Below are 26675 nucleotides of genomic sequence, written 5' to 3'. Positions count from 1 at the left end.
CTAATTTAATATGAATACAACCAGAGTGCATAAAGAAATACGTAAACCTTTGATAATCAGTCTTTTCAGTGGAGCAGGTGGGCTAGATTTGGGCTTTCAAGAAGAAGGCTACAAAATTGCCTTGGCCATTGATAATGACGCGTCAGCTATCGAAACTCATAAATTCAACTTCGAATCTGCTAGTGGCGTTGTGGCAGACCTTTCCAAAATAGGTCCAAAAGGTGTATTAAACTACGCTCTTGAAACAATTCCAAAGGGCGGAAGAATCGGTATAATTGGCGGACCACCGTGCCAAGGCTTTTCAAGAGCAAACCCGTCTTCTAAACCAGACGACCCACGCAACTTATTACCGCGTCTTTATATTCAAATAATTGAAGAACTTAAAAAACACTACATTGTTGAATTTGTTGTCTTTGAGAATGTTTTAGGTATGAAAGACAAAAAGCATACAGTTAAATATCTGGATTTAATCAAAGGCTTGAAAGAATTAGATTTTGATTTGAGTGAAAAAGAATTATGTGCTCATGACTTTGGCGTACCACAAAACAGAAATAGGATTGTGGTTACCGCATTGAGATCCGGGCAAGGATATCAACCTGTTTATCCAGAAAAAACTGTGGGAACGTTCACTGTAAAAAGTACGATAGGTGAATTGATTGAGCCTGCATTTTTTCATAGAAATTTAAAGAAAGAAGACATTCCATTGCATCCCAATCACTGGACAATGCAACCGAAATCAGCAAAGTTTCGTCAGCCATTTGACAATTCAAATAAATCAAGAAGTTTTCGTAAACTTAATTGGGACAAGCCTTCACCTACGATTGCTTTCGGAAACAGAGAAATCCATGTGCACCCTAGTGGTCTAAGAAGAATCAGTATCTATGAAGCAATGTTATTGCAAGGATTTCCAAAGAGTTTTATTTTGAAAGGAACCCTTTCTCAACAAGTTCAGCAAATATCAAATGCAGTACCACCGCCACTGGCAAAAAGTTTGGCTGAGGCTGTAACAAAATCAATGCAAAAATCAGGAAATGGCTGATCCAAAAATAGTTATTCAAACCGAAGAGCATAAGTTAGTAGACGCTATCAATCGTAGTCAAACGAGCGAGGATGTTGTTTATACAGTCCTCAAGACTGATGAGCGAGTTATCGCTCGGGTGACCGATGGAATATATCGGCAACCTGCCTCAGCCTTGCGAGAATTAATATCAAATGCCTACGATGCGGACGCTTCAAAGGTTGTGATTAAGACTGATGCTCCAAGGTTTTCTAGAATCTCAGTTGAAGACAACGGTCATGGAATGACACCCAAGGCGCTTGGCAATATGCTGATGCACATCGGTGGGAGTGCAAAACGGAACAATCAGGGTGCTGCACTCGGAATTACGAATGAGATAGATAATGACCTGAGTCCAAATGGCCGTAAACTTATAGGAAAAATTGGAATAGGAATTTTTTCTGTTGCTCAATTGACTTATAACTTTCAGATTATCACTAAGACAAAAGGTGACAATTTTCGAACAATTGCAGTGGTTAATTTGCGTCAGTATTCAGATGAATCCGCAGAAATCGTAAGCGATATTGATCAGTTCGAATCTGGCAGAGTTTCCGTTTGGCGTGAAAAAGCAATTGATATCGATGTTCACGGCACTACAATTATTTTGAATAATATCCGTCCACAAGCACGGAATACCCTGCAAAGCAGGGAGGTTTGGTCTGCTGTCGAGCAAAGCGAAGACAACACTGTAACAGGTGATCTGGCTCTTCAACCACCGAAGTACCATATAGGCAAAGTAGACGCTACAGGTAAGATTTTCAGAGAAGCTAACAATCGTACTAGTACAGTGCCTTGGCTTCCCGAAGACAAGCCAAACGATGCTTTTGCAAAACTTGTTGACGTCATATGGCAAGAATTGGAGAATTCTAACCCTAATCCGCAACTTGATAAACTCTTTGATTACTATCTGCAGATGGTTTGGAATCTAAGCTTGGCAATTCCTGCGCCTTATGTGCAAGGTGATTTATTTGACATGCAAGTAAATCATTGGTCTGACAGTTATTTAATTTCCAATGAGCCTAAAGGACAGCCAACTGAAATTGATAAAACAGATGATAGGCCAATTCGAGAAATTTTGAACTTACAGGAAGGTACAACAATCCAGCATTTCGAGGTTTTTATTGACGATTTGCAATTACTCCGACCAATCAAATATTTGGGGCTACCTACCGGAGGGCATGCACTTAAAAAACCTCTTATTTTATTTGGTAAATGCAGGGAAGAATTTAATAACTATCAAAAAGAACTGAGTGGAGGACCACTTGATTTTGAAGCATATCTCTTTTGGACACCAAAAATTGCACCTACTGAGCATAGGGGATCACTAATACGTATTAATGGGTCAAGTGGAACCTTATTTGATCCTACTTTCTTTAGATATCAAATCGCAGAACAGACTCGATTAAAGCAAATAACCTGTGAAATTTTCGTTCACGAGGGTATCGATAGCGCTTTGAATATAGATCGAGAATCCTTCAATTTCGCTCATCCACATTCCGCATTTTTAACTCGATGGCTGCACAGCGCATTACGTCAACTAGCTACTACTAATAAGAAAATTGCGAGCGAAGTTAGATCTGGAATTCGCGGAGAATCCATTGAGCATCAAAAGACAGAAATTCAGCAAATCGCATTTAATGTTTGGCAACGGGAGTCGAAAGATGAGTTTTCCAATCCACCAATCGTAGCTATTAAAGACCAGCAGGAGCCTGTCCCAAAAAGCAGTGCTGACATTGTTGTTGTGAAATCTCCAATTAAAAATATTATTGGCAGAAGAAGTACGTCGGCCAATTCGCAGTTCAATTCAGAGAAAATGATTGCTATAACGCAAATATTAGCATCCTTTGGACTGCTTGAAAAGCTTACTCAGCAACAGCAAGACAGATTGCTTAACGCCATTTACAACGTATTAGAAAGCACAGAATGACAGATCCAAGCGAACCTCTATCATCAATATCTGACGACTTAACTGACGGGATAATTGGAAATACAATTTATGATTTTGATACGCCCAAAAAGAAGGAATTTTTACCATGGCACCGCCCAAGAAAACAATATGTGCGTGAAAAGCAGTGGGAGTATTTAATCACTGATCTAGTTACTGAAACTCCTCCCAGAACTGGAACGATAAATTATCTTGGGCTGCCAGGAGATGATCTATTCGACCTCAGACATTTTCATGACAAAATTTGCATACCTAAAAATCTAAAACTTAAATTTTTGGGTTTCAATAAAGGTATGAAGCCTGGTGCTGAGCATAATACACAGCTAGAAATTTCTTTGGACGAAGTAAATAGGCTGTCACATATCCACGACGGGTCTGACTTATTACCCGACGACCTTACCGCAATCGCGTTGGAAAAATCAGTGGCGTGGATGAAATCTGAAAATATGGGGCCATTTGACGTAATTAACATTGACCTTTGTGACGGTTTTGCAAAACAGCCAGCGAATGAATTCAAACAAACCCATTATAACACTCTGTATCGTTTAATGTATTTGCAAGCAAAACGTCAAGATCCTTGGCTATTAATGCTTACAACACGAACCAATACTGAATGTGTTGATGCTAACGTATTTGAGACCTTGAAACAGGTGTACAGAGACAATCTTGCTGATTGTGAAGATTTCCTTAATGCATCAAATGAATGTTTTACAGTTTCTGATGAAGATAGCTTTTTGGACTATTGCAGTGAATCAACGGGATTTACAAATGTGTTTCTGACGTCGCTTTGCAAATGGATATTGACAACGGGCTTGAGACAAAACCCGCCTACAAAAGTTGAGGTTAAAAATGTTCTGGGATATACAGTAGCAAAGGAAGCAGACTCACCCGATTTAATGTCCATTGCGATCAAAATCACGCCGACTTATGTAGCGATGCCCGATCCGATTGGCTTAGCTAATCAAGAATTCAACCAACCAAGTGAGTGTCTTTTTGCAAGTAGAATACTAAAAAGAGTGCATCGAAAACGGGACGTTGACGAAATACTGGCCGGTGATGAACAAGTGATGAATACTATGATTGAAAATACATCTACTCTTCTTGACCAAGCTAGATATGACACGTCTGATTATGCCATTTGGGTTCAAAATGTTTTGTGATAATTTCATAAATTTCTGATAACTCTTTATTGCTTTCAAAGCGGCTGCAAAAACGATCCTTACATCCGCACTTGCTAATGAATATCCCGCCTTTGGAAACTTCAAAATACCTAGCACGCGGCTGGCATTGTTTAATAGCAGTATTTCGAACTCTTCGGCAAATTCGAGTGCCGCGGGGCTTCACCCTGTCAGCGCTTAGCCTGAACGATTTGAACATTCCTGATGATCGCTTCTTCTATTTTTTCTGGATTATGGGAACAGATATACAAACCTACAAAAAGTGGGGTTGGTAAGTTGGGCATGTGATGCGAACCAACGGTCTGTAAGGCCTCCCCTTTTTTTGCCACCCGCATAGTATACGCATTACCCTTGCGTTCAACCTGAATTGTCTGAATATTTTTTTGGGGACTAAAAATTTCGTCTTCCGGATCACGCATTGCCATGCCTTTTTTGACTCGCCACTGAAATACGGTCAAGCCATCGCCATGCGCTACGGCACTGATGTGCGCGGCATCGTCGGCCAGCGATTCACGAACCATCCAGCCCACTTTTCGGTGCGGATCTGTACCGGCTCCAACAAACTCAAAATCTGCGGTTACAGTAAAATCACCACTCATTTTTTTGAACAGAAACTGAAATTCATCCCGTGCAAACCAAATGTTGTATCCGGAACCTCGCAGCCTATATTCCTTGGTCACCTCATTATAAGTTGATGAGCCGGCCAGTTTGGGCTTGCCAATGTCCTGACTATGCTGGAAAGCACCAGTTGGATTGTCGGCGGTGAAGCTGATAGAAATACCAATCGCTACGATAAAGAGAAAAAAGCTTACTGGACGCATAGATTAAAAAGGTTTTTTTGAAACTTAGGGAAAACGCGAGATAAAGAACCAGAGCTCATTTTTTGGACTGTCAAGCCACAAGCACTTCCGTTTTTTGTAACTTTTGCATGGGCAACGAAATCATTACGGACGTTCCTTTTCCGGCTTCGCCGTGCCACATGACATGCCCGCCGAGATAGGCAATGCGGGACTGAATGTTAGCAATTCCACTTCCTTTAGATAGCAGATTATCGAAATCAGCCCCCAGGCCATCGTCATCTACACTAATTAAGGTTGTTTCTTCATTGACCATCAGCTGGACCGTCACCACCTGGGCGTGCGCGTGTTTCAGCGCATTATTGAGCAACTCTTGCACTACACGATAAATCATCACGGCAGCTTCATCGCCCAAAGGTGGCATCTCGCCATAATGGTCTAAAATCAGCTTTGTTTTGTTAACCAGATTCAATTTTTGCACCAGGTCTTCCAGGGCTGGAACGAGGCCGAATGTTGACAGCGCATATGGGCGCAGATCATTGGAGATCAGCCGGGTTTCGGTGCAGGCTTCATCCAGAAACTGGTTCAAGGGCTCCTTGAAGGATAAAGGCAATTCTTCCTGATGCGCTTCAATGAATAGTTTAATTCGGGAAAGTTGTATTCCCAGGCCATCGTGCAGATCACGCGCAATCCGACTCCGTTCGCCTTCCTGACCTTCGATCATGGCACGTAGCGATTTGAGCTCCAATTGTCGAATCTGTTGTTGAGCGATGACTGTGTGCTGATGATCAATCAATTTTTGCTGACGTCTTAGATACGCAAGTGTAAATACGCCTATAATACTGATTATAAAGCCAATAAATAGCGCAGAATTCAATACGTTCTGATTGCGACTTTGTTCTTCAACCAGCTGTTTTTCAACTGCCAGCGTTTTGATCTGACTATCCAGTTCCTGCAAACGAATACTTTTTGTTTGTTCGGATGCGTAAAACTGCACCGTATAATCGAGCGTTTTTAATGACCAATCGTATGCATTTTTATAGTCGCCCGTGCGAGAATAGCTATCCGCTGTGTGCCGCGACAGTTCCCGCATCATGCCCAGACTATTTTCAGCCTTCGATAAGTTGTAGCTCTTCTGGTAGGCTTCAATAGCCGCCAGACTATGATCTTTGAATTGCTCAACCAGGCCCAGGTAAAAGTGATTTAAGCCAATTAACCACTTAACGTTTAATTGATTTGATATGGTCAGACTTCGGCTGGCAAAATAGTATGCAGAATCGGGCTGCTTGGAGAGTAAGTACGTATTAGCTAGCAGACTAAGGGCATACGCCTGAGAATAGGGTTGTTTGTATTGTACGCTAAGCCGCTCGGTTACACGCAGGTGTGTTTTCAAACCGGGCGGCATAGGTTCTAAATGGTGAGCGATATTGTGCAAACCCAATCGGGATTCGATGACTTTGGGCATGTTATGGGTTCGCTCAAAATACTGTTGGGCTTTTTTAAGATATTGTTCAGCGTAAGCGTGCATGAAATAGTCCTGGCTGTAGTAGTCTCCTATCACCAGGTACTGATTAAAATATCCGAGTGAGTCGCCCATCAGGCTGAAATATTTTAAACTACTTAGATAAGAATCCATCGTGTATTTATTATACCCGTACTGCCGATGGTATAGTTTACCCAGGGAATCGTAAGCCTTTGCAGCCTGACTGTAAAGCTTATCCTGCACCAACATCTTAATCTGTCTTTGTAAGCTATCAACAGACGTCGTGTCCGTTACCGCCTTGACGGATTGAAACCCGCCTATTAGAATAAATAAGAGAAGGAAAGTGATCCGCCAACGAGACCGGAGAGAACAGCATTTCATGAGCATTACCTGTAATGACAAAATAAAACTAATCAATCATTTGCATCTCCATAGCCGTCTTTATCAGTAGGGCTGTGTTAGGAACACCGAACTTCATCAGCAGACTGCTTCGGTGAAATTCGATTGCTTTGGCGCTCACAAATAACTGAGTGGCCATCTGCTGCGTTGTTAATCCTTGCGCAATGCGGGTCAGCACTTCCGATTCGCGAGGGCTGAGGTGCGGTTTTGCACCAATGCCGGCCGTTGACCTTCTGGTTTTGGGGCTATCGTTCAGCAGAATTTGCGTGATCGATTCATTAAAATATTGCTTCTCGTGGTGAACCGCTTGGATAGCCTGCAGCAACTCCGTTTTCGTAGTATTCTTCAACAAATAGCCCTTCGCTCCCTTTTTCACGACCCGCTTAATGAGACTGGCATCGTCGTGCATAGTCAGTGCTACCACTTTCGTTTCCGGGTATGTACGGACAATATATTCACAAAGGCCAAGGCCGTCTTCGATATAGGGAAACGAAATATCAAGTAACACGACGTCGATCGCGGTCTGGCTTAATCGCTCCATAACTGACTGTACCGTGTAGCAGCGCTCAGTCACTTCGATATCCAGTGATCCTGAAATAAGCGACTCTATGCCTTCGACAAAGACATTATGGTCATCCGCGATGAGGACTCGTATCATTTATATGTATTCAGTATAAATTTATATTTATCCATCGAAAGTACGATGAATCAGCTGTGAACGTAAAGGAAAAGTCCCCACTCTATAAATCTTAGGGAAAACCCTAGGACATTATTGGGGAATCAGACATCATATGTTAAATCGCTAATTCGGATTCAGCAACTTACGAAAAGCAGCGGGTGACATGCCGGTTTTTTGTTTGAATAATTTGTTGAAAGACTGCGGATGCTCAAAGCCTAATGCATAAGCCACATCAGCCGTTGTAAGCAGGTCAATCATTTGCTCCCAAACCTTCCACATCTACATCCTCCAATAATTGCAGCTGGCTGATGCCTGCATTACTAATGATTACATCTAAACGGCCAAATTCATCCAAAGCCAATTGTACCAGGGACGCGACTTCTGTCCGCTTGGTAACATCCATTTGCAAGTAAACCGCATGGCCGCCTGCTTGCCGGATGCGTTCTGTTAGAGTTGCTAAAAGATCTGCCCTGCGAGCACCGAGAACGACTTTCGCTCCCTTTGCTGCAAGCAGTTCCGCCGTGGCTTCACCTATGCCACTACTTGCGCCAGTGATGGACAGCGACCAAAAGATTTGCAAGCCTCGTCACAAACCATTATTTTTGTTGCGTTAGCTCTGGCCTTTGTCACAGATTGCAGAGCAGGAGGACGACCTCCCCCATAGTGGGAACCGAATCGGGACGGCCCTGCCTTTATAGGTCAATGTCATGTCTTGGATTTATTTGGTTTCTGCGGGCCTCTTGGAGGTTGTTTGGGCTTACTTCATGAAGCAGTCGGACGGTTTTACCCGGCTAATTCCCACATCAATTACTATCATTACGATGATCGCCAGCTTTGGCTTGCTTGCCTTGGCTATGCGCACACTGCCATTAAGTACTGCTTATACCGTTTGGACTGGGATTGGTGCTGTCGGGGCGTTCCTTATTGGCACCTTTCTGCTTGGAGAACCAGCTAATATGATGCGCGTGGTCGCCGCTTTGTTAATCACCGCCGGCCTCCTGATCATGAAATTCTCGTAAATCAACAGCCATCACGCAAATGAATCAGATAACTTAGGCCAGCCTTGAAAATCTGGCAACCTTACAGGAAATTAGCAAAAAAACCTTTGTAGCCGTAACCCTGATCGGCTACCTCATAAATTATAAATGCCCCTGTTTTTTTGATAGAAACATCACGGAGCGTGGAGGTATTCAACGAATACTTCTCCGTATCCTGCTCAGTGAGGATTGTGTAATTCCCAGATATGAAGCCAGATAAGACAACGGAATGCGGTTTGCAAGATTAGGGAATTTTTCCAGGAATGAAAGATACCGCTCCTTCGCATCTTCCGTCATCATTGGGCTGATTCTGTTCACCTTATCAGCGAAACCCTTGGCTGTTATCTTCGCAATGATATTGTCCCACTCAATGATTGTCATTGACAACTCCTTCATTACATTTTTAGACAAGACAAAGTATGAGCAATCGGTCACAGCCTGGATATATTCAGTCGATGGAATTTCCTGGTTGTAGCTCAGTATGTCGGCCAAGAAATGATTCTCTTCCATGAAATATTTTGTAATTTCTTCTCCTTTGTTATTGTAATAACAAATTCTCATTACGCCATTTGTCAAAAAAATAATCTCACGAGGTATTCTCCCAGCCTCTTGAAAGTATTCATCTTTTTTGATCTCCTTGAATACAACTTTGCTTTTGATCAAATCAACTTGTGTCGTGTTCAAATTACCAAACTGCAATAAATAATTAATGAGATCTTCCATTTAATCAATTTATTTGTGCCTATTTCATTTGGCTCATTACCATTTTGTCAAAAAGTTTATCCGACAATACTTTTCTGAAAAATAGCATCAATTTCGCGCCCGAGGCACCAACATATCTAGTCTTCGGATTATTTGTTTCAATCCCCTCTTTGATGAGCTTCGCAATGACAATCGGTTCGGCAGCGTCCTTTTCTATTTTCGCATACATCTTGCCTACACCTTTCGCCAGCTGACCGTACGCCGTCTTACCAGACACTTTCATCATATAATCAGTTCCCAGCCCAACCATCTCCGATTTTGTACCTCCCGGTTCAACCACAATTACGTCAATTCCGAAAGATTTTACTTCCTTACGAAGTGCATCGCTCAAACCTTCAATCGCGAATTTGCTTGCATGATACCATCCGCCCATTGGCAATGTTATCTTACCACCCACCGATGAAATATTTACGATTTTCCCAAACTTATTTTTCCGCATTGATGGCAGCACCAATTGGATCAGGCGGGCAACACCAAATAGATTTACCTCCATCTGATATTTAGCATCGGATATCGACATGTCTTCCAATGCACCATAATAGCCCGAACCCGCATTGTTAATTAGAATATCTACGCTTCCAGCTTCCATTACGATCTGTTCAATACACGCGACGAGACTTTCCTCGCTGGTAACGTCCAAAGAAATCGGTTTTATTCCATATCCCTTCAAATCTTGCATTTTTTCTATTCTGCGCGCCGCACCGTAAACATTGTAGCCATTTTGAGCCAAATATATTGCCGTAGCCTTTCCAATTCCTGCCGAGGCTCCTGTTATTAAAACTGTCTTTTTCATTTTTCGATTATTGATGTTTGACAAGACAAAGTTGCTCTCATTCAAAATGGAATTATTTGCCATTTGGCAAAAAGAAAGATCACCTGGAATGTATCTCATCCACCGAATATTTGCATATTCAATTGACCGCTTTGAATGAACACCAAGTGCGTACTTGAAAAGGTACTATTTAGTATTTCCTGAGCAGTGAAATGTATAAGCATCTCCGGGGATTGTCAAAGTAAATGGCCGCCATGTGTGAGAATTTTGGCAGTGAACATAGATGTCCGAAATCGCACAGTCAATCAGATCAAATAATTGCTCCTGCTTACTGTAAGCCATTTCTGACCTTGTGGTATAAAAATTGAGCTTTAAGGGGGGAAGTTGCTTGACAGACTTGACAATGATTCAACGTTTTACATTATGGTGCTAAACTATATCAAAATCGCATGGCGTAATCTGCACAAAAATCGCGCGTACGCAGTCATTAACATAACCGGCTTAGCACTGGGCATAGGTTGTGCGTTGCTAATTTTCGCACTTGTTCGATACCATTACCAGACCGACCGTCACCACCGTAATTACGATCGGATCTACCAGTTTACATCCCGGTTTACCTCGCCTACCAATGAGTTCAACATTCAAGGCATCCCCTATCCGTTCGGCCAGGCGGTACGAAACGACTATCCAGGAATTGAACATATTTCAATGCTAGAAGAGTGGTATTCACCGCTGGTAGCAATACCTGTCGCAAATCAGGCAGATAAGAAAATAAAGGACAAAAATCACAACGGTGCATTTGTTGAACCGTCCTATTTCAGCATTTTCGACTACACCTGGTTGTCTGGTGGGCCGGATGCCCTACGTGAGCCGGGGACAGTGGTGATGAGCGCTGAGATGGCCCGCAAGTGTTTTGGTACAACTACTAACGTCATAGGCCGGACCGTTCAACTGGATGCCCGGATTCCCGCGCGAGTGGTCGGTGTATTTGCTGATTATAAGGATAATACTGATCTGGCTTATTCAATTATAGCTGCATGGGGATCTGTTAAAGAACAGCTAGGTTCCCGACCCGAAGACCAGCCTTTTGATAATACCAATGGCAGCACGCACTGTTACGCATTGTTCAACGACAAATTCACTGCCGCCGACTGGGACCGAGGGTTGCCATCATTTGTCAAAAAATACAATCCAACAAAATTAAAAGAAACCTCTTACCCGGCCATACCTTTTAGCACCATGCACTTATCAGCTGAGTATGGAGGAGTCAGTAAGGGATTGTTAATGTCTTTAATGCTGATTGCCATATTGCTTATTGGGACCGCCAGTATCAATTTTGTTAACCTGGCTACGGCACAGGCGCTCAACCGTGCCCGCGAAGTGGGTGTCCGAAAGGTGCTAGGCAGCACGAAAACACAGCTGTTCTGGCAATTTATGGGCGAAACAATGCTCATTGTCCTTGCTGCCCTGACACTGGCAATAGGGATATTTCAGTATGGGCAGACCTTGGCAAATGCATTCCTGAATGGACCTTTCAGATTTACATTCTACTTTTCAACGTCGGTATTAGGATGGTTGGCGATACTTGTTATCGTGGTTATTTTGCTAGCAGGTTTATACCCGGCGTTGGTCGTGGCTGGTTTCCGACCGGTTTTAGCGCTTGCCGGACGGCTCACCACGCAGCAGGCGGGCGGTTTCTCCCTCAGACGCGGGCTGGTGGTGGCGCAGTTTGCAATTTCACAAATGCTTATTATAGGGTTGATAGTCGTGGGCAATCAGCTCAGATATGTTCAGACCAAAGACTTAGGCTTTCGAAAAGACGCTATTCTGACTGTGCGTCTGCCAAACCTTCCGGCGCAGGATCTCATCAAAATGCGTGCATTCCGTAATCTGGTCACAGCCATACCTGAGGTGAGCCAGCTTAGCTACTCGATGGGCGGGCCTCCTCAGTCGGGTTGGAGAAGCCAAACAAAAGTGCGCTTTGATAGCCGACCTGATGAAGAGCCCTACACACCACAACAAGCCTGGATTGATGCCGACTATGTCGGAATATATGGTTTAAAATTAATAGCCGGGCGCAATCTCCAACCTTCGGACACAGCTCGTGAGGCACTCATTAACGAGACATTCATGCAGCGACTGGGATTCACCCGACCAACGGACATAGTAGGTAAAATCTTGCATAAGAGCGGCTTTGCACCTATGGAAATTGTAGGTGTTTTAAAAGATTACAACCAATCAGATCTGAAACAGCGCATTAATCCGCTATTTCTAACGACGTTGGCTACCGGGTTTTACTCAGCTAATATTCAGCTCCGTTCTGCCAACTACAGCCGTGTGCTGACTGAACTAGAGAAGGCATACAATCAGGTGTATACGGACAGCTTTTTTGAATCAGCATTTGTAGATGAACAGATTCAGGAATTCTACCAGCAAGAGCAAACCATGGGAAAGCTCATCAACTTTTTCACAGGGATTGCCTTGCTCATCGGTTGCATGGGCTTATATGGGCTTGTCTTATTCATGGTGGCTCAGCGGACGAAAGAAGTTGGCGTTCGTAAGGTGCTGGGTGCTAGTGTCGGCAGCATTTTGTGGCTTTTTAGTTGGGAATTCATTCAACTGATTGGCATTGCATTTGTCCTCGCTGCACCTGTTGCTTGGTGGGCAATGAATGGCTGGTTGAAAAATTTTGAGTATAAGGTATCGATTAGTCCCCTCATTTTCTTGTCAGCACTTTTGGCAACGGTTATCGTTGCGCTGGTAACTGTAAGTTTCCAAAGCATTAAGACTGCCTTAATGAACCCTGTGAAGTCTTTAAGGAGCGAATAGCGTACACTTAGAAAATGTAGGTAGCAACCATCCATTTGGAGTTGGTTCAACTGGGGCATTGCTCTCTTACTGACTATAATCCCACTTGTCCTGTTCACAGCGTATATCCTGACTACGAATGAAATTCGAAGAAGTGCCAGAAACTAAGTCACACTCTAGCATTACAACTTCACACATGTGATTAAAAGTTTATCCCAGCAGTTACCTGTATTACTCTGGTTTTTAAGTTTTGATACCCTGCCGATTCGTAGAAAGTCACATTTGTTTCAAAGGTTCCAAAGCCCTCCTGAATCCTTATTGAAACTGGAATGGTCACTTTCCAAAGATCCACTTCAACGCCTGCGCCGGCCGTGAGACCGATTGCATCTTTGGTTGTAAGCGGATGCAAATCTGAATTTGTTTCCTGAAAATAACATCCAGCAATTCCGCAGATATTATTAGACGTGTTGACTTTAAGTGCTTGGCGGAAGCGAAGCATGGGACCTATCTCCGCAAAAGGCCTCACCTTACCGGACGAAAAAGTATATCGCAGCAATACGGGCAAGTGGAATGCCCTCCATTTCCAAATGGTTTCCATTTCAACTTGTGAATTGTCGCCACTCTCTGTTATCTGCCTGAATGTATTGAATCCTGGTTGAAAATGCAGCGAAAATCCTTCTGGCTGCTTTGAAAACGAGTATCGCAGATCCACCCCTGCGGTGAAGCCAGATATTTTGGAAAGGTCATCATTGGAATACATTTTACCAAACAGTTGGGAACCCCCGTAAACTCCCGCGCCAAACTTCTTAAACTGCTGGGCGTTGGCTGAAAGATTGGTTATAAGAATCAAAACAGCGAGAAATGGAAGTTTTTTCATAGGTCAGTTTTTATTTGATTAAGACAACGAATTGGAAGAAACAGTTGGAACAATGATTCTTTACTTACTACACTTGCGCGTTTGAAGTTATTAAAATTTAGCGACTCTCAAATAGTAGTAGGTCTGCATGCGGAGGGAATATACGCCTGCTTTTTGGAAGGAAATTTCTCAATTTCCGCAACCACGGCAGAATGAAGGTAAAGCGCTAAGGAAGCTGTTTTTAGATGCATTGTAAAAATAATCAGGTATCAGTTTAGGGTGAGCCTTTCTTTGGTTGTCGGTCAGCCAGATAATGTTCAACTCAAATAATAGCCTGAAAAATGAAATATTGGAACCTGGTCTGGTTTTTACTTCTGGCCACCCTTAACAGTTACGCCCAGTCTGCATATCCCGGCAAAGAAAGCGGTCTGAATGTACATGCCTCGGTACTCGGCGCACTAAAATACCCTGGCCTCAAAATCGGAGCGGACTATCTTTTGGTTAGCAAGATGGTTGTGAAAGCCAAGCGGAATGGCGAACAAAAAACCATATATCGCAATCGCTCCATCACTACCAATCTGGGATTTTATCATCACGAAGATTACAATGCCAACCTATTTCTCCAAACGGGTTACCAGTGGCAGCGTATCAATCAAAACGGCTGGTTTTCCGGCTTCGAACCACAGATCGGAATCAGCCGAACGATTATTGACGGTACAGTTTATCGCGTCGGAGATGACGGCGCTGTTTCTAAACGCAAATTAGCCGGTGACTTCTATTTCGCTCCCTCCTTAACCGTCAGTTTTGGAAAAGATTTCTCGATCAAAAATCCTGATAATCCGCTCTCACTATTTACAAAAGCAACATTATTCACCAACCTGCCTTATAACAACTTCGTCGTAGGCCGGGTCATGGTAGAGGTTGGTGCCGGGTACAAGTTCAGCAATCTGATGACCCATAAAGTTAAAATCAAGCAACGTTTCAAATAATTAATAAATCAGTTATGAAAATGAATTTCATTATATCCCTGGCAGTGGTTTTGCTATTGGCGGGATGTCAGAAAGAAGAAATAGGAAAAAGCGGCCTTGTGAGAGATCAGTTTTACCTCGAAAATGACGACGCTAAAATGCACGTATACCTTGAAGGGAACATCAGCAGCGACAAAATTCTCGTCATGGTGCATGGAGGTCCCGGCGACGGATCATTGTACTATAATATTGACGAAGCCACCAATATTGCTGAAAAGAATTTTGCGGTAGCCTACTGGGACCAGCGCCTTGCCGGTACCACGCAGGGTAATATCAGCAAGGCCAACATTGCCAATTACCTCGACGACCTGAAAAAGCTGATCATATTGCTACGTCATCGTTATGGTCAATCAAAGAAAATATACCTGCTCGGTCATAGCTGGGGAGGGTTATTGGTACCTTTATTTTTGCAGCAGGCTGATAATCAATCATTGGTGAGCGGGTGGATACAGGTGGACGGCGAGCATAATTACGCTATGAGCGATTCGCTTTCGCGCAACAACCTCATCAAGTTTGGGGAGCAGGAAATACTGGCGGGACGGAATGCCGGAGATTGGCAGAAGATCACGGATTATTGCCGCGACCACGATCCCAAAAACAATTATTCAGTTACCAGGAAAATCAATGGACACGCGCACGACGCCGAGGACCTGATCAGCGACATTACGACCGGTAAGACGACCAAAGAACTGATCAAGTTTTTTATACGGGAATATAACTATCCGGTGACCACCTACCTCAGTAATGGGGTTTACAACAATTTTATTAAAGAAATTGACAAGCAGGCATATGCTCAAAAAGCCACTGATAACCTGTACAAAATTAAAGTACCAACTCTTTTGCTATGGGGAAAATACGATTTTGTGTGTCCTCCCCAGCTGGCAGACGACATTAAGGCGCGCATAGGGAGCACGGATGTGATGACAACAATTTTTAGTCACAGTGGTCACAGTCCGATGTTTAACGAGCCGACCGCTTTCTGGGAAAGCGTGAACCAATGGGTTATGGGTCATTAGATAAATGAATGCGAATCCTATTGCGAGTTTGAGCTCAATTTATTTTGAATGATTTAATCAGTCATCAAAAATCAAGCGACAATTTAGCATTCGGTAACCAGATGGTTTATCGTTACAACACCATTATCAGGAATGACGCTTTGTGTTTTTTGATTGTTGAAAAGAAATGTCTTGGGCGTAAGGCCGGAAAATGTTTTAAACTCTTTTATAAAGTGAGATTGATCAGCAAAATTGAGGTAATGTGCTAAACCGGAAAGGTTTTCAAACTGGTTATCCCTAATTGCCTGGAGTGCTGATTCAAATCTTGCCGCACGAATGAACAGTTTCGGAGACAAGCCCGTTGAAGATTTGAAACGCCTTTCAAACTGGCGGGTGGAGATTTTGAAATATTTAGATAAACTATTTAAAGATGTTTCGATATCTATATCATTGATCAAGCGGATACTTTCACTAATTAGATGGTCCGGCGGTGCGGCATCATTTATTTTTTTTAATAAAAATTCAGTTAATAGATCTATGCGTTCAGCTAAACATTTAGAATAATACAAACGTTCTAGTAAATCAGCTGGGGCAAAATTGATCAGGTCAACTATCTGGTCGTTTAGCTCATTGACATTGATCCCGAAAAGTTGCTTAATGGCTTGTGGATAAAAAGTGACAGTTACAACTTCATGATTATCGAGATCAAGTATATATGGCGAGATTTTAACCCCACTAATAAATGCCGGGGGTAATGCGTCCGTATCCCTGAAAAATGCTGATCGTCCATTGTTGTGCTGAAATACCAAATGCGGATAACGGTCGGCAAAGACCTTGATCTGTGATAAACCACTAAGCTTATTAAAATTCAATGCGCTGAAATACCGCACATAGGGTGCTAATAATTTATGCGGTGTAAATACCCTATAATCCATATATTTTTAGTCAAATTGATATGATATCAGATTGCGATCTAGAAAACGTGAATCGATGACATTGGTAATGTACTACAAATTCAATTTTCATAAAGTTGCAGAATCTCTTTGTATGTCGCAATTCTACTATTTTTTGGAGTACCACTCACATAATTTTGTTAAAAAAAAGAAAAACATGGAGAAGGCAATTAACTTAAGAGGACTAGCGACAATTAGCTATTGGGCAGATGATTTGAAAGCTGCAAAGAAATGGTACACCAAAATATTGGGGGTTGAACCTTATTTTGAAAGACCAGATCCTGAAAACCCAGCGTATATTGAGTTCCGTATTGGGGATTATCAGCACGAACTGGGCATTATTGACCGAAAATTTGCACCGCCTATGCCTGCGCAGCCCGGGGGCGAAATTGCCTATTGGCATGTTGATAACATTGAAGAAACTTTAAAAAGCCTTATTGCTCATGGTGCGACGGCATACGGTCCTATAACCGAATATGGGGTAGGATTTGTTACGGCTTCTGTAATTGATCCTTTCGGCAATATCTTAGGTATAATGTACAACAAGCATTATGTTGAAATTTTGAAAAATTATAACACATAAGACCAGAGCTTCTCGAAATTAAAGATTTCCAAATCAAAATAATTTACTCAACGTTATATGATTGAAAATGATAGACCGTTCAGTAGAAGCATACTGGCAACAGCATTGCTTCTACTGAACTTAACGCATTACAGTTACAGCCAGTGTTTGGTTTCGAAAGACCGATCAGGTTCCGTAATCACAATATGCAAGTGGTATCTTCCCAGCAATGGCCTGTTGATAAACAGACCTGATAAAAGCCAGAGTCAAACAACTGTTGTTTATACAGGAAGTCCCTACTTATCCTATCCTATCTATGAGGATGGCTTACTGGAATATCAAAGTAACAATCAGAAAGTTCCTTGCAAAATAGCATTCAATCTTGCAACAAATCAGGTATTCTGTCGCTTAGAAAATGATTCAAGTGAATTGGCAATTTTTCCTGATATTTTTACTGTTGGGACAAAGCGTTTTATAAATAAATCTGACCTTTCAGGTAAAAGGGCTTATTATATGGTGCTCTATGCGGGCAGATCGAAGGTGTTGTTACAAACGAAAATAATTTTAAAAACAACAGAAAGAAGGCCTTATGAAATGGGTGATCTGAATGACGGAAGTTATATAAATCAAGAGCGCTATTTCATTGAGTTGGACGATGGTTCATTGCGAGCAGTGCGTTTATCAAAAAAATCTGTATTAAAAGCATTAGGCGGCTTTAATAGTCAGACCTTATCCATGTTCAAAGGAAATAAAATAACAGTATGGCAGATGGTCAAAACTGTTGCCGAATACGATGGCTTTTCCTAAATGCTAAAATATAATTAGGCGTCGCCAAAGCGAGGTTAATCTTTATAATGATATAAATATGCCACTAGTTACAATTACTTTGGTCAAAGGCAGAAGTACTCCTGAAAAACATTTGATCGCAGACAAGGTTCATGCAGCACTTGTCAATACAGGCGTTCCGGGTGATGACCGTTTTCAGCGGATAATCGAGCTGGAACCCGAAAACTTTATCTATGATCGAAATTTCCCAGACCTTCACCAAGCACGAACACCAGCATTTATATTAATAGAAATTGTTTGGTCAGCAGGCAGGAGTGTAAAGATCAAACGTAAGTTGCTAGGCGATTTAATGGATGGCCTAAAAGCTGCAGGGCAGGACCCAAATGATGTCATGGTAGCATTTATAGAAACAGCCTGGGAAAATTGGGCTTTCGCCAACGGCGAACAGATTCACATTTAACCTTTTTTCGAAAGGATGTGCAAATGCTGTTTAAAATGTGCAGTGCTTTCTCTATTTCAGCCTCATTTAAGGAAGCAAATCCCAGGCGCATGGCATTTGTTGAAAAAGCTTCATTTTTATAAAAATCCCCATTGTCTATATAAAGACCTTTCTTTCCCGCCAGCCGGGAGACTTCATGCAAATCGACTGATTCAACAAAGTTGGCCCAAACCCCAAGTCCGCCTTCTGGCATTGAACAGGTAATATGTTCTTTAAAGCCCGTTTGAAGCAGGCCACAAAATTGGTCACTCCTCGCCTTATACGCACGCTTGGTATTATAGCACTTAATCATCACAGGCGCTACTATTCACTAGTGTTTTCATTTATATTAGTGACCTCAATGAATGTCTAACAAACATGAAAGTAAAAGGATTGTCCATATTTTTTTGCATTTCCCTTGTGCTGTATACATGCCACACTGTCTCTGCCCAGCAACAGTGCAACTGTCTTGCAAATCTCGATACGACGATAAAAAAAACGGAACTGAATTATGTGGGGTATCCTGACATGATCGCCAGGAAATTGCTGCCTCAATATACGAGGCAGGTGGCAAAACTCAGAAAAGATGCCGCAAAAGAGTCAGATCCGGTCAAATGCTTTCCGATTCTGAACGCTTACGTATCCTTTTTCAACGACAAGCATTTCGACATTGAATACAGCATTACTGATACCACCAGATTTCAATACAATTATCTGAATGAGGATGCTTTTAAAAAGGATTTCACCACCCAGAAAAGGGATTCAATAGAGGGTATTTGGGTTAATCCCGACTCAAGTATGAAGCTGGCAGTTCAAAAGATTAGCCCTACATTATATCAGGCTGTTGTTCTGCAAAGCAAAGATCCAAAGATCAAGCCTGGTCTTGTGTATTACACTTTTACCAGAGATAAAAATGGATTTGTTTTCAACCGCTATGATTGGATGACTCCCGATTTTCCTGTTAGGCAACGTGGTGGACTTTTATTTGTCTGGAATTTCGAGGTATGGGCAAAAGCTTATCCATCAACGATCACTGAGTATGAAAGATCTGAATTTCTAACATGGCGCAACTATAACTTTGGGCTTGATTGCAAAAAGTTGGATAACGATCATGTCTTACTGTCAATTGGCTCATTCAATCGTGACGACAAGATCAAAGAGATCATTCAAAAAAATGACTCTCTGATCAGGTCTACGAAAAACCTGATTGTGGATTTGAGAGGCAATGGCGGTGGCAATTCGGGCTGGACCTATCTGCTTCCCTACTTTTACACGCAGCCGATCGTGCAGGGTAACACCTATTTAAGGTTATCCCCGGACAACATAGAATCAAATCTTCCCGGCATAAAAACGACGTATGAGAAGCCACCTAAAGATACGAGATTGATGCGATCTTACACCCCTACGGTTCTTGACCAGTACAAAAAGGCTTATGAAGAGATTCCCCTTTCGAAGGATCAATTCTATTCGTTGCCATCCCTTACTTTGTATTCAGATTCTATCCTGAAAACCCCTGAAAAAATAGCTTTGGTCTTTGACGACCTGGGAGGAAGTTCGACCGAGTACTTTTTTTATATTTCAATGCAAAGCAAGAAAATAAAAAGATATGGAGAGCGTACATTGGGTATGATGGATTATATGGGGGTTTCACAGCAAACCAAATTGCCGTTCGAAGATTATTATCTTTTGATTCCTGACCGTAAGGCTGCCTGGACAGATACTAAGCCTACCAATAAGACAGGTTTTGTACCGGAGCATGACCTAAGACATATCCCAAGACATAAATGGATTGATTACATTAAGACTGATTTGGGAAAATTATAAGCTTTTCGTACCAGACTCAAACCACATCTATTCAATCAGCATTCAAGTAATGGCCTTGTGCAAAAACTATGGCAATACTGTATATTGTCAATCTTACATTAGTATTACTAACAACCAAATCACCTAAGTCTGGCAATTCATTATGCTGAGAAGGATATTAAGATATTGCATAGGTCTGGCACTCTTCGTAAATGTTCTGGCTTGTTCTACTGATGAACAAAAAGTGGTAGGAATATGGCATACTGAATTTGAGGCTGTGCCACATCTTAAAAGCGCATTCGATGTTGAGCTTCGTCATGATCTCTTCTCTGATTCGTGGAGCGGCCGATTTGAAATTCCGGAATCAATGGCGGAAGGAACATTGTCTGGCGTAAAAATAACAGATTCAAAAATATTCCTGGATCTGGGGCAAGGAGCGACATTCACGGGTAATCTTTCCAAGGATAAAACAGAAATCGGAGGATTGCTCAATATACCCGATCGCAAACCTGAAACGCTGACTTTGACGAAAACAGATCGTTGGACGTCACAGCGGCCAGCAAGGATCGATAAGGAAAATCGCGCGCTGCTAAAATGGAGCTATCAAGCTCCGCCTGTAAATAGTGATGGCTGGAAAGTGGGCGCAATGAATATGCAGAATGCGAATTCCAAGGTATTACACGATCTTTTTGAGAATATATTAAAGGGCAAATATCATGGACTGGATGCAGTGCTTGTTGCCCAAAACGGAAGGCTGTTACTTGACGAATACTTTTATCTAGGTGATCGGGAAAGAATCCATAGTTTACAATCCTGTACAAAAAGTGTGACGTCGCTCTTGATTGGCATTGCACAAGATGATGGTCTTATCCAAAATCTGGATGCACCATTAACAGCTTTTTTCCCGTCCTACAAGAACTCTGTAAAAGAAAAATCCCCACAACCCACGCTGCGTAACGCCTTAACCATGTCGGCCGGACTGGATTGGCATGAGGACATTCCTTACACTGACCCCAAAAACGATGCTGTTTTAATGAACCAAAGCAAGGATATGTATCAGTATGTCCTGGATAAAAATTTAGATAAAAAGGACAAGCCAGGTAGGAAATTTGAATACAACAGCGGCCTTTCGATCTTGCTGGGTGGTATTTTATCCAATGTAACGGGAAAGCCAGCGGACAAATACGCAGAACAATCCCTGTTTAAAGGCTTGGGAATTAAAAAATTTGCCTGGACTTCAATGAATAATCAAGTCCACACAGGAGGTGGATTGTTTCTCAAGCCAAGGGATATGTTGAAAATCGGCCAGCTGATATTGGACAAAGGGAAATGGAATGAGAAGCAAATTGTGCCCACATCCTGGATCACCGAATCAACCTCATTTGTTCTACCAATAAATGAGTCAAGCTCGGACTGGGGATATGGATATCAATGGTGGCGTGGCGTGTTCCGGGTTAAAGACAAAGTATTTCCCGTAATCTACGCTGCTGGTTACGGAGGTCAGATGTTATATATCGTCCCCGATTTAAACCTTTCAATTCTTACATTACATCACAACGCTTCGGACGTAAGTGGCAGCCACTCGCTGACCTGGAAAGATATCGAGAAGTCTATTCTTCCTGCTTTCATCTGATTTAGAAGTGGAAGTGTGTGTTTACTGGCTGCGGCAATGGGAACAGATCGATCCTATGGTCGAGCCAATTTCATTTGATGCGAACTCGGACGGCCGGATATTGTTGTTGCGACCTTATTCGACCTAGCAGTTCCATTCACATCTCCTTCAACCAAGAAATTAACGAAGATCGGCGCTGGGTACCTTAATGTTTCGAGTTCAATGAAATTGTTTAGATAAATCACTTCCTGACTTACTGGCACATAAGGTTCATTGGATTCATAAAGCATGTAACGCATCATTTCACTCAGGCGTAAAATGACATCCGGCGTTTTTTCTGGCTCTGTGAGTGACAAGCCATACAAATTATTCATGGTGTTAAAAAGGAGATGCGGGTTGAGCTGCGCTTTTAGATAAGCCAATTCCATGTTTACTTTTTCGTGACTGACAGCTTCATTACGAAAATAATCATTGATAATTTTGAGCAGAAAACAAAGGAAAATGCCCAATGCACTGAAAAATACCGTTTCAATGAAGTAAGTCCCTATGGTTATGTTTGCAGGGTATTGCCATATTCCAAAGTAAGGGCCAAGTAGCATTTGCTCTACCCCATATCTCAGCATGACATCACCGGTAATCAAACCGACTAAAGCAATTACAGCCAGCCCATAAAAACACCGGGTAAATAAAAAGTCAAAAATCCACAGGCTCAGATAGCACATGATAATTGTCCGACCGTAGCCAATAGAAGTAAGCGGATCTATCAAATCAGACCAAAACAATGCAAATGTTACCCGCCCTTGATAATGCTGGGCAACATTCATGACAACGCCGAGTACAATAAAGAGCATCCAAAACAAGAGATGTATTTGGATTGGCTTCCAGTTTCTTATGGTTAAACGCATGAGGCAAATTACGCTGCTTTTAACCAATTGTCAGTATTGATCCGCCAACCGGCCAGAATGATCCGCCAAAGCCCGGTTACAGCAGCATCTCCTGTTTAATCCGGGTCTAATCACTAAGTAGGTTTGGCGGTTAAATTAGAATCGTTGGCAGATTTTAGTGATTTGCATTCTGATTTCGACTTCAACTTTGTCGAAAACAAAACGCTTTATGAGAACCAAACTTAATTTCTGGCTGCTTTTGATATTTGGATCTTTCATGCCAAATCTTCTTCCGGCATGCACCGTCTTCACTGCTTCTGACGGAAAGACCGTCTTGGTAGGCAACAATGAAGATTCATCCCCTTCTTTAAAGACGTTTTTATGGTACCTTCAAGCCAAGGGTAGAAAGTATGGGTTTGTGACTTGGGGGGCACATAAACGGTTTCCGGAAGGTGGCATGAATGAAGAAAGACTATTCTGGGATGCCGCTGCCCTGATGCAGGCAATTCCTACAATTCGTGACAACAAAAAACCCGATTTCAAAGGGTATTTTGTTGATAAGGCGCTGTCCGAATGTGCTACGGTTGATCAGGTTATCAAATTAGTTCAACGATATAACTTGGTTTGGCAGGATCGGGCTCAGGTTTTAGTTGCTGACGCCTCTGGTGACTATGCGCTTATTCATGCTAATTACATAATCCGCAAATCAGACCTAGTAAAACCATATGTTGCAGTGGCTAACTTCAGTCTATTGGGATACAAACCCGGTAAAAGTGCCTGTTATCGTTACAACACCGCTGACAATCTGCTAAACCAGGCACCTGTTTCTGCCGAGTTATTCCGTAGAATTCTTCAAAAAGCTGCGCAAAAAGCACCGGACAATGCGACAATCTATTCCCAAATAGCTGATTTAAAGGCCTGTACCTTCCAGCTGTTTCAAAAGCATAATTTTGATCAAATGGTTACAATAGATCTATCCAAAGAATTAAGAAAAGGGTCCTATCAGGTTGAGATCAAGCACCTGTTCAACGTTGGCATTGGCGATTATTTAAAGCCACTCATTGATAAAAGAGGAATAAATAATGTGATAAGCCGATATCATGTTTTAAAGAAAACAGCCCCAAATAAATATGATTTTAGCGAGGGTGAGCTTGATGATCTGGGGTACTATTTATTAAATCAAAACAGGATAAAAGAAGGAATCCAAATTCTCAGTCTCAATCATCGGACCTTCCCAACCTCTGATAGGGCCCTGGCTAGTTTGGCTAGCGCTTATCTGGTGGCACATGATAATAGTAAAGCAGACAGCCTATACCGCAAAGCCTTGGAACAAAACACTTCAAATTATGTGGCCAATTTATTTGCAAATCAAAAAGACGGTATTTTAAGCTTTCGTCTTGATGGGCTAGAATATGCTGGCAAAATCAATCTTGTAGGATCATTCAATAATTGGAATGCAACAGCCAATCCGTTTGAAAAAAATTCAGCTGGTGAGTGGGTCTGCCAAATAAAGGTAGATCCCGGAACATATCAATATACCCTTCTGGTCGGTGATGATAACTGGATGACTGACCCTTTCAATAAATTAGCACAGAAAGAGGGTAAGCTTTGGCGATCCGTTGTTGTAGTCCTTTAAGACTATTAAATGAAATATCGCCAAAGTGTGCATGAAGGTTACGTTTAACTGACAGACAAGCATGTTGATCTTAAAAGATAGTCTTTGTCCACATACTTACGATTGTTTGTATGTGTATCTACGTCAGCCACAAGTAAAGTTTAAGGTGCTCGACTTATGGTAAACTAAACTCTAAAAAGGCACCAATCACCTCCAAACCTACATTTGTGAAAACGGTCTCAATTACATTTTAACGACCGTATGATTTGCTCGCATGTGGTCATAGATGAATCTATTACATGCGACACTTTCCCATTTAAACAAATTAACCTTACAAGTACGGGTTAGTAGCAATCGTCAGTTCCCGTACAATGGCTTAAAAAAAACGGAGCAAAGTTGCCCCGTCTTTTAATTACTACCGATACCAAAAATTTTATATCCAAGCCCAACTTTTTATTTTATCGATGGCTGGGGAACCATGGAGGTTGCAGTATCCTTATTTACCACCTTATCAGCTGCGTAAATTTCGCCTGTTGCCTTATCTTGAAGGAAACCAATTACTTCCCATTCAGGTGCTACAAATTCTTTCGGCAGGTTGATGGTGATTTGACCATCTGCTGGATTTTCCAACCTAAAAGATTGGAATCCTCTCACAATCTGAACATGACGCAGTGTCCGGCCACCATTCTCACCGCGTTTAATTTGACGCTCTGCGTTTTTCTGAACAACCGCTATCATAAGCTCGGCATTCTTGCTTGCCGAAGCCTGGTAAGTGATAGCCATTTTTCCTGCTTCTGGTTTTCCAGTTAATTTTAATGTTGTAGCTGGGACGCCTTGCAGACTATTTCTTATAGCATTACCCAAGGCTGTCTCATCAGAGCCGATTAATTCGGTTTTTCCATTAACGATTACCTGCGGCGTGTATACTTGCGCATTTAATTTATTGGCATACCAATATTGTCGTTTGGTGTATTGAGGGCTACTGAAAATGTCCCTCCAACCCTGATGATCCCAGTAATCAATGTGGTAAGCAAGGATATAAATAGGTTTATCACCGGCTTGCTTCTGCACATTTTCAAGTAACTGATCAGCGTGCGGGCAACTCGAACAGCCTTCGGATGTAAATAATTCGAGAACTACGAAGCCGTCGCCGTTAGCAGTTTTTTTATCGGCTGGATCTTTTATTGCGGCTCGGCTTGAAAGCGTTACCATGAATAATAAGCTTGCTGCCAGCGCTAAAATATTTTTTGTCGTTTTCATAAGTTTTGATTTTTAATGATGATCCAAACTTATGATCAGACGGTGCTAAAAACGAGCAAATTCTGGCTCGACAGGACAATTAAAACCACCAATCAGACATGGCGGTCGTGAAAATTCTAAGTGCTAACGATTCTCCATCCAGGCCAGAAATGACGGTGCTTTTTCCTTATTGATTAGCAATTGATCAGGTGTTTCTATAACCAGCTTAACGTACAGTTTCCGCATAAAATAATGCTCAATTTCCTTGATCGCCGAAAAGTTGACCAGATACTGCCGGTTCATTCGGAAAAATTGTTTTTGGCTCACAGACGCCGCAATCTGATCGAGGGATTGGCTCAGTGAAAATTCTTGCCCATCGAAACACATGATCATTGAAGTTTCATTTCGAATGTAGAAAAAGGCGATCTGCGCGGTTTGGACTGTCGTATATTTCTGATGTTTGAACACCAAAAAACTGGTTTTCTCGGCCTGGGGAGCCATCCTGTTCAGTAATTCGCTCAGGTCGGGAATTGCTTTTTGCTGGAAAAAGTTTTTCAGGTCGTCAACTTTGCCGAGTGCGCCTGCAATGTCCTCTTTCGAGAATGGTTTCAGCACGTAATCCACGCCATTCCGCTTGAAGGCTTCCAGCGAATATTCGTCAAAGGCCGTACAAAAAATGACGGGACAAACGACCTCCACCGATTTGAAAATCTCAAAACTCAGCCCGTCTGCGAGCTGAATGTCCATAAAAATCAGGTCTGGCTGCGGTCCCGCGGAAAGTGCTTCAACCGATTCTTCGACGCTCTGATATGGACCGGTGATCTTGGCTGCCGGACGCAGTTGCCGGAGCATGTTTTCAAGGGATCTGGCAGTTTTCAGCTCATCCTCAATGATTACGATGTTCATAAATGATAGGAAGTCTAACCTGAAATAGGTCTTGGCCGTTG

The 26675-nt window shown here is 42.2% G+C and carries 25 protein-coding genes; 13 read left to right on the top strand and 12 right to left on the bottom strand.

All coding sequences use genetic code 11. The annotated features are described in order from the left end of the window. Window positions 1-10 precede the first annotated feature (10 nt). From NFI81_RS02905 to NFI81_RS02895, 3 genes are read left to right on the top strand one after another with little or no spacing between them, the layout of a single operon-like run. The gene (locus NFI81_RS02905) at window positions 11-1039 is read left to right on the top strand and encodes a DNA cytosine methyltransferase (protein WP_234614370.1); all 1029 of its coding nucleotides are present in this window, start codon (window positions 11-13) and stop codon (window positions 1037-1039) included. After that, a complete protein-coding gene (locus NFI81_RS02900; RefSeq protein ID WP_234614371.1) occupies window positions 1032-2984 on the top strand; it encodes an ATP-binding protein in 1953 nt (650 codons plus the stop codon). Before NFI81_RS02905 ends, NFI81_RS02900 begins: the two co-directional genes overlap by 8 nt. Next, a complete protein-coding gene (locus NFI81_RS02895) occupies window positions 2981-4162 on the top strand; it encodes a PP_RS20740 family protein (protein ID WP_234614372.1) in 1182 nt (393 codons plus the stop codon). The genes NFI81_RS02900 and NFI81_RS02895 overlap by 4 nt, the downstream gene beginning before the upstream one ends. Window positions 4163-4350: 188 nt before the next feature. Here the strand turns inward: NFI81_RS02895 and NFI81_RS02890 are convergent, their stop codons facing one another. From NFI81_RS02890 to NFI81_RS02870, 5 genes are all read right to left on the bottom strand, one after another. Then, complete coding sequence (locus NFI81_RS02890; protein WP_234614373.1) at window positions 4351-5001, bottom strand: DUF1349 domain-containing protein; 651 nt, start codon at window positions 4999-5001, stop codon at window positions 4351-4353. A gap of 70 nt (window positions 5002-5071) precedes the next feature. Further along, window positions 5072-6709 carry a sensor histidine kinase gene (locus tag NFI81_RS02885; RefSeq protein ID WP_234614374.1) on the bottom strand — a complete coding sequence of 546 codons (1638 nt, stop codon included), beginning with the start codon at window positions 6707-6709 and terminating at the stop codon, window positions 5072-5074. 160 nt (window positions 6710-6869) lie between these two features. Then, entirely contained in the window at window positions 6870-7517 is a 648-nt protein-coding gene (locus NFI81_RS02880; protein ID WP_234614375.1) for a response regulator transcription factor, read from the bottom strand. A gap of 144 nt (window positions 7518-7661) precedes the next feature. Next, entirely contained in the window at window positions 7662-7796 is a 135-nt protein-coding gene (locus NFI81_RS02875; RefSeq protein ID WP_310587683.1) for a helix-turn-helix domain-containing protein, read from the bottom strand. Next, window positions 7789-8118 (bottom strand): SDR family oxidoreductase, encoded by a 330-nt coding sequence (locus tag NFI81_RS02870; protein ID WP_234614376.1) that lies wholly within the window; start codon window positions 8116-8118, stop codon window positions 7789-7791. Before NFI81_RS02870 ends, NFI81_RS02875 begins: the two co-directional genes overlap by 8 nt. A gap of 127 nt (window positions 8119-8245) precedes the next feature. Here NFI81_RS02870 and NFI81_RS02865 point away from each other — a divergent pair, with 127 nt between their 5' ends. Next, window positions 8246-8557 carry a DMT family transporter gene (locus NFI81_RS02865; protein WP_234614377.1) on the top strand — a complete coding sequence of 104 codons (312 nt, stop codon included), beginning with the start codon at window positions 8246-8248 and terminating at the stop codon, window positions 8555-8557. Between the two features lie 171 nt (window positions 8558-8728). Here NFI81_RS02865 and NFI81_RS02860 read toward each other — a convergent pair whose 3' ends face one another. Beyond that, window positions 8729-9298 carry a Crp/Fnr family transcriptional regulator gene (locus NFI81_RS02860; RefSeq protein WP_234614378.1) on the bottom strand — a complete coding sequence of 190 codons (570 nt, stop codon included), beginning with the start codon at window positions 9296-9298 and terminating at the stop codon, window positions 8729-8731. Between the two features lie 19 nt (window positions 9299-9317). Then, window positions 9318-10130: an oxidoreductase gene (locus NFI81_RS02855; protein WP_234614380.1), complete on the bottom strand. Its 813-nt coding sequence runs from the start codon at window positions 10128-10130 to the stop codon at window positions 9318-9320. A 402-nt stretch (window positions 10131-10532) separates the two neighbouring features. On the opposite strand from NFI81_RS02855, the gene NFI81_RS02850 reads away from it, so the two are divergent. After that, window positions 10533-12938 (top strand): ABC transporter permease, encoded by a 2406-nt coding sequence (locus tag NFI81_RS02850; protein WP_234614382.1) that lies wholly within the window; start codon window positions 10533-10535, stop codon window positions 12936-12938. A gap of 181 nt (window positions 12939-13119) precedes the next feature. Here the strand turns inward: NFI81_RS02850 and NFI81_RS02845 are convergent, their stop codons facing one another. Continuing rightward, window positions 13120-13794: an outer membrane beta-barrel protein gene (locus tag NFI81_RS02845; RefSeq protein ID WP_234614384.1), complete on the bottom strand. Its 675-nt coding sequence runs from the start codon at window positions 13792-13794 to the stop codon at window positions 13120-13122. Window positions 13795-14114: 320 nt separating this feature from the next. Here NFI81_RS02845 and NFI81_RS02840 point away from each other — a divergent pair, with 320 nt between their 5' ends. Then, window positions 14115-14762 carry a hypothetical protein gene (locus NFI81_RS02840; RefSeq protein ID WP_234614386.1) on the top strand — a complete coding sequence of 216 codons (648 nt, stop codon included), beginning with the start codon at window positions 14115-14117 and terminating at the stop codon, window positions 14760-14762. Window positions 14763-14782: 20 nt separating this feature from the next. Continuing rightward, window positions 14783-15817, top strand: coding sequence for an alpha/beta fold hydrolase (locus tag NFI81_RS02835; protein ID WP_234614387.1), 1035 nt, complete (start codon window positions 14783-14785; stop codon window positions 15815-15817). Between the two features lie 83 nt (window positions 15818-15900). On the opposite strand, the gene NFI81_RS02830 is transcribed toward NFI81_RS02835, so the two are convergent. After that, window positions 15901-16731 (bottom strand): helix-turn-helix domain-containing protein, encoded by an 831-nt coding sequence (locus tag NFI81_RS02830; RefSeq protein ID WP_234614389.1) that lies wholly within the window; start codon window positions 16729-16731, stop codon window positions 15901-15903. 175 nt (window positions 16732-16906) lie between these two features. Between NFI81_RS02830 and NFI81_RS02825 the strand changes: the two genes are divergently transcribed. The 5 genes from NFI81_RS02825 to NFI81_RS02805 all read left to right on the top strand — a co-directional run bounded on the left by NFI81_RS02825 (window position 16907) and on the right by NFI81_RS02805 (window position 22011). Continuing rightward, window positions 16907-17332, top strand: a complete 426-nt coding sequence (locus NFI81_RS02825; protein ID WP_234614392.1) for a VOC family protein — start codon at window positions 16907-16909, stop codon at window positions 17330-17332. Between the two features lie 57 nt (window positions 17333-17389). After that, window positions 17390-18118, top strand: coding sequence for a hypothetical protein (locus NFI81_RS02820; protein WP_234614394.1), 729 nt, complete (start codon window positions 17390-17392; stop codon window positions 18116-18118). 58 nt (window positions 18119-18176) lie between these two features. After that, complete coding sequence (locus NFI81_RS02815; protein WP_234614395.1) at window positions 18177-18557, top strand: tautomerase family protein; 381 nt, start codon at window positions 18177-18179, stop codon at window positions 18555-18557. Between the two features lie 396 nt (window positions 18558-18953). After that, window positions 18954-20399 (top strand): S41 family peptidase, encoded by a 1446-nt coding sequence (locus NFI81_RS02810; protein WP_234614396.1) that lies wholly within the window; start codon window positions 18954-18956, stop codon window positions 20397-20399. A 142-nt stretch (window positions 20400-20541) separates the two neighbouring features. Next, window positions 20542-22011, top strand: a complete 1470-nt coding sequence (locus NFI81_RS02805) for a serine hydrolase domain-containing protein (protein ID WP_234614397.1) — start codon at window positions 20542-20544, stop codon at window positions 22009-22011. Between the two features lie 53 nt (window positions 22012-22064). Here the strand turns inward: NFI81_RS02805 and NFI81_RS02800 are convergent, their stop codons facing one another. Then, window positions 22065-22895: a sensor histidine kinase gene (locus NFI81_RS02800; RefSeq protein WP_234614398.1), complete on the bottom strand. Its 831-nt coding sequence runs from the start codon at window positions 22893-22895 to the stop codon at window positions 22065-22067. Between the two features lie 208 nt (window positions 22896-23103). Here NFI81_RS02800 and NFI81_RS02795 point away from each other — a divergent pair, with 208 nt between their 5' ends. Beyond that, window positions 23104-24510 (top strand): hypothetical protein, encoded by a 1407-nt coding sequence (locus NFI81_RS02795; RefSeq protein ID WP_234614399.1) that lies wholly within the window; start codon window positions 23104-23106, stop codon window positions 24508-24510. A 432-nt stretch (window positions 24511-24942) separates the two neighbouring features. Here the strand turns inward: NFI81_RS02795 and NFI81_RS02790 are convergent, their stop codons facing one another. Together NFI81_RS02790 and NFI81_RS02785 are read right to left on the bottom strand one after the other, a co-directional pair. Then, entirely contained in the window at window positions 24943-25749 is an 807-nt protein-coding gene (locus tag NFI81_RS02790) for a DUF1223 domain-containing protein (RefSeq protein WP_234614400.1), read from the bottom strand. A 123-nt stretch (window positions 25750-25872) separates the two neighbouring features. After that, entirely contained in the window at window positions 25873-26634 is a 762-nt protein-coding gene (locus NFI81_RS02785) for a LytR/AlgR family response regulator transcription factor (RefSeq protein ID WP_234614401.1), read from the bottom strand. Window positions 26635-26675: the final 41 nt, after the last annotated feature.

It is taken from the genome of Dyadobacter fanqingshengii (assembly GCF_023822005.2).
GTDB lineage: Bacteria > Bacteroidota > Bacteroidia > Cytophagales > Spirosomataceae > Dyadobacter > Dyadobacter fanqingshengii.
The sequence above is the reverse complement of the archived record's forward strand: the minus strand, read 5'-3'. Positions and strand labels throughout refer to the sequence as shown.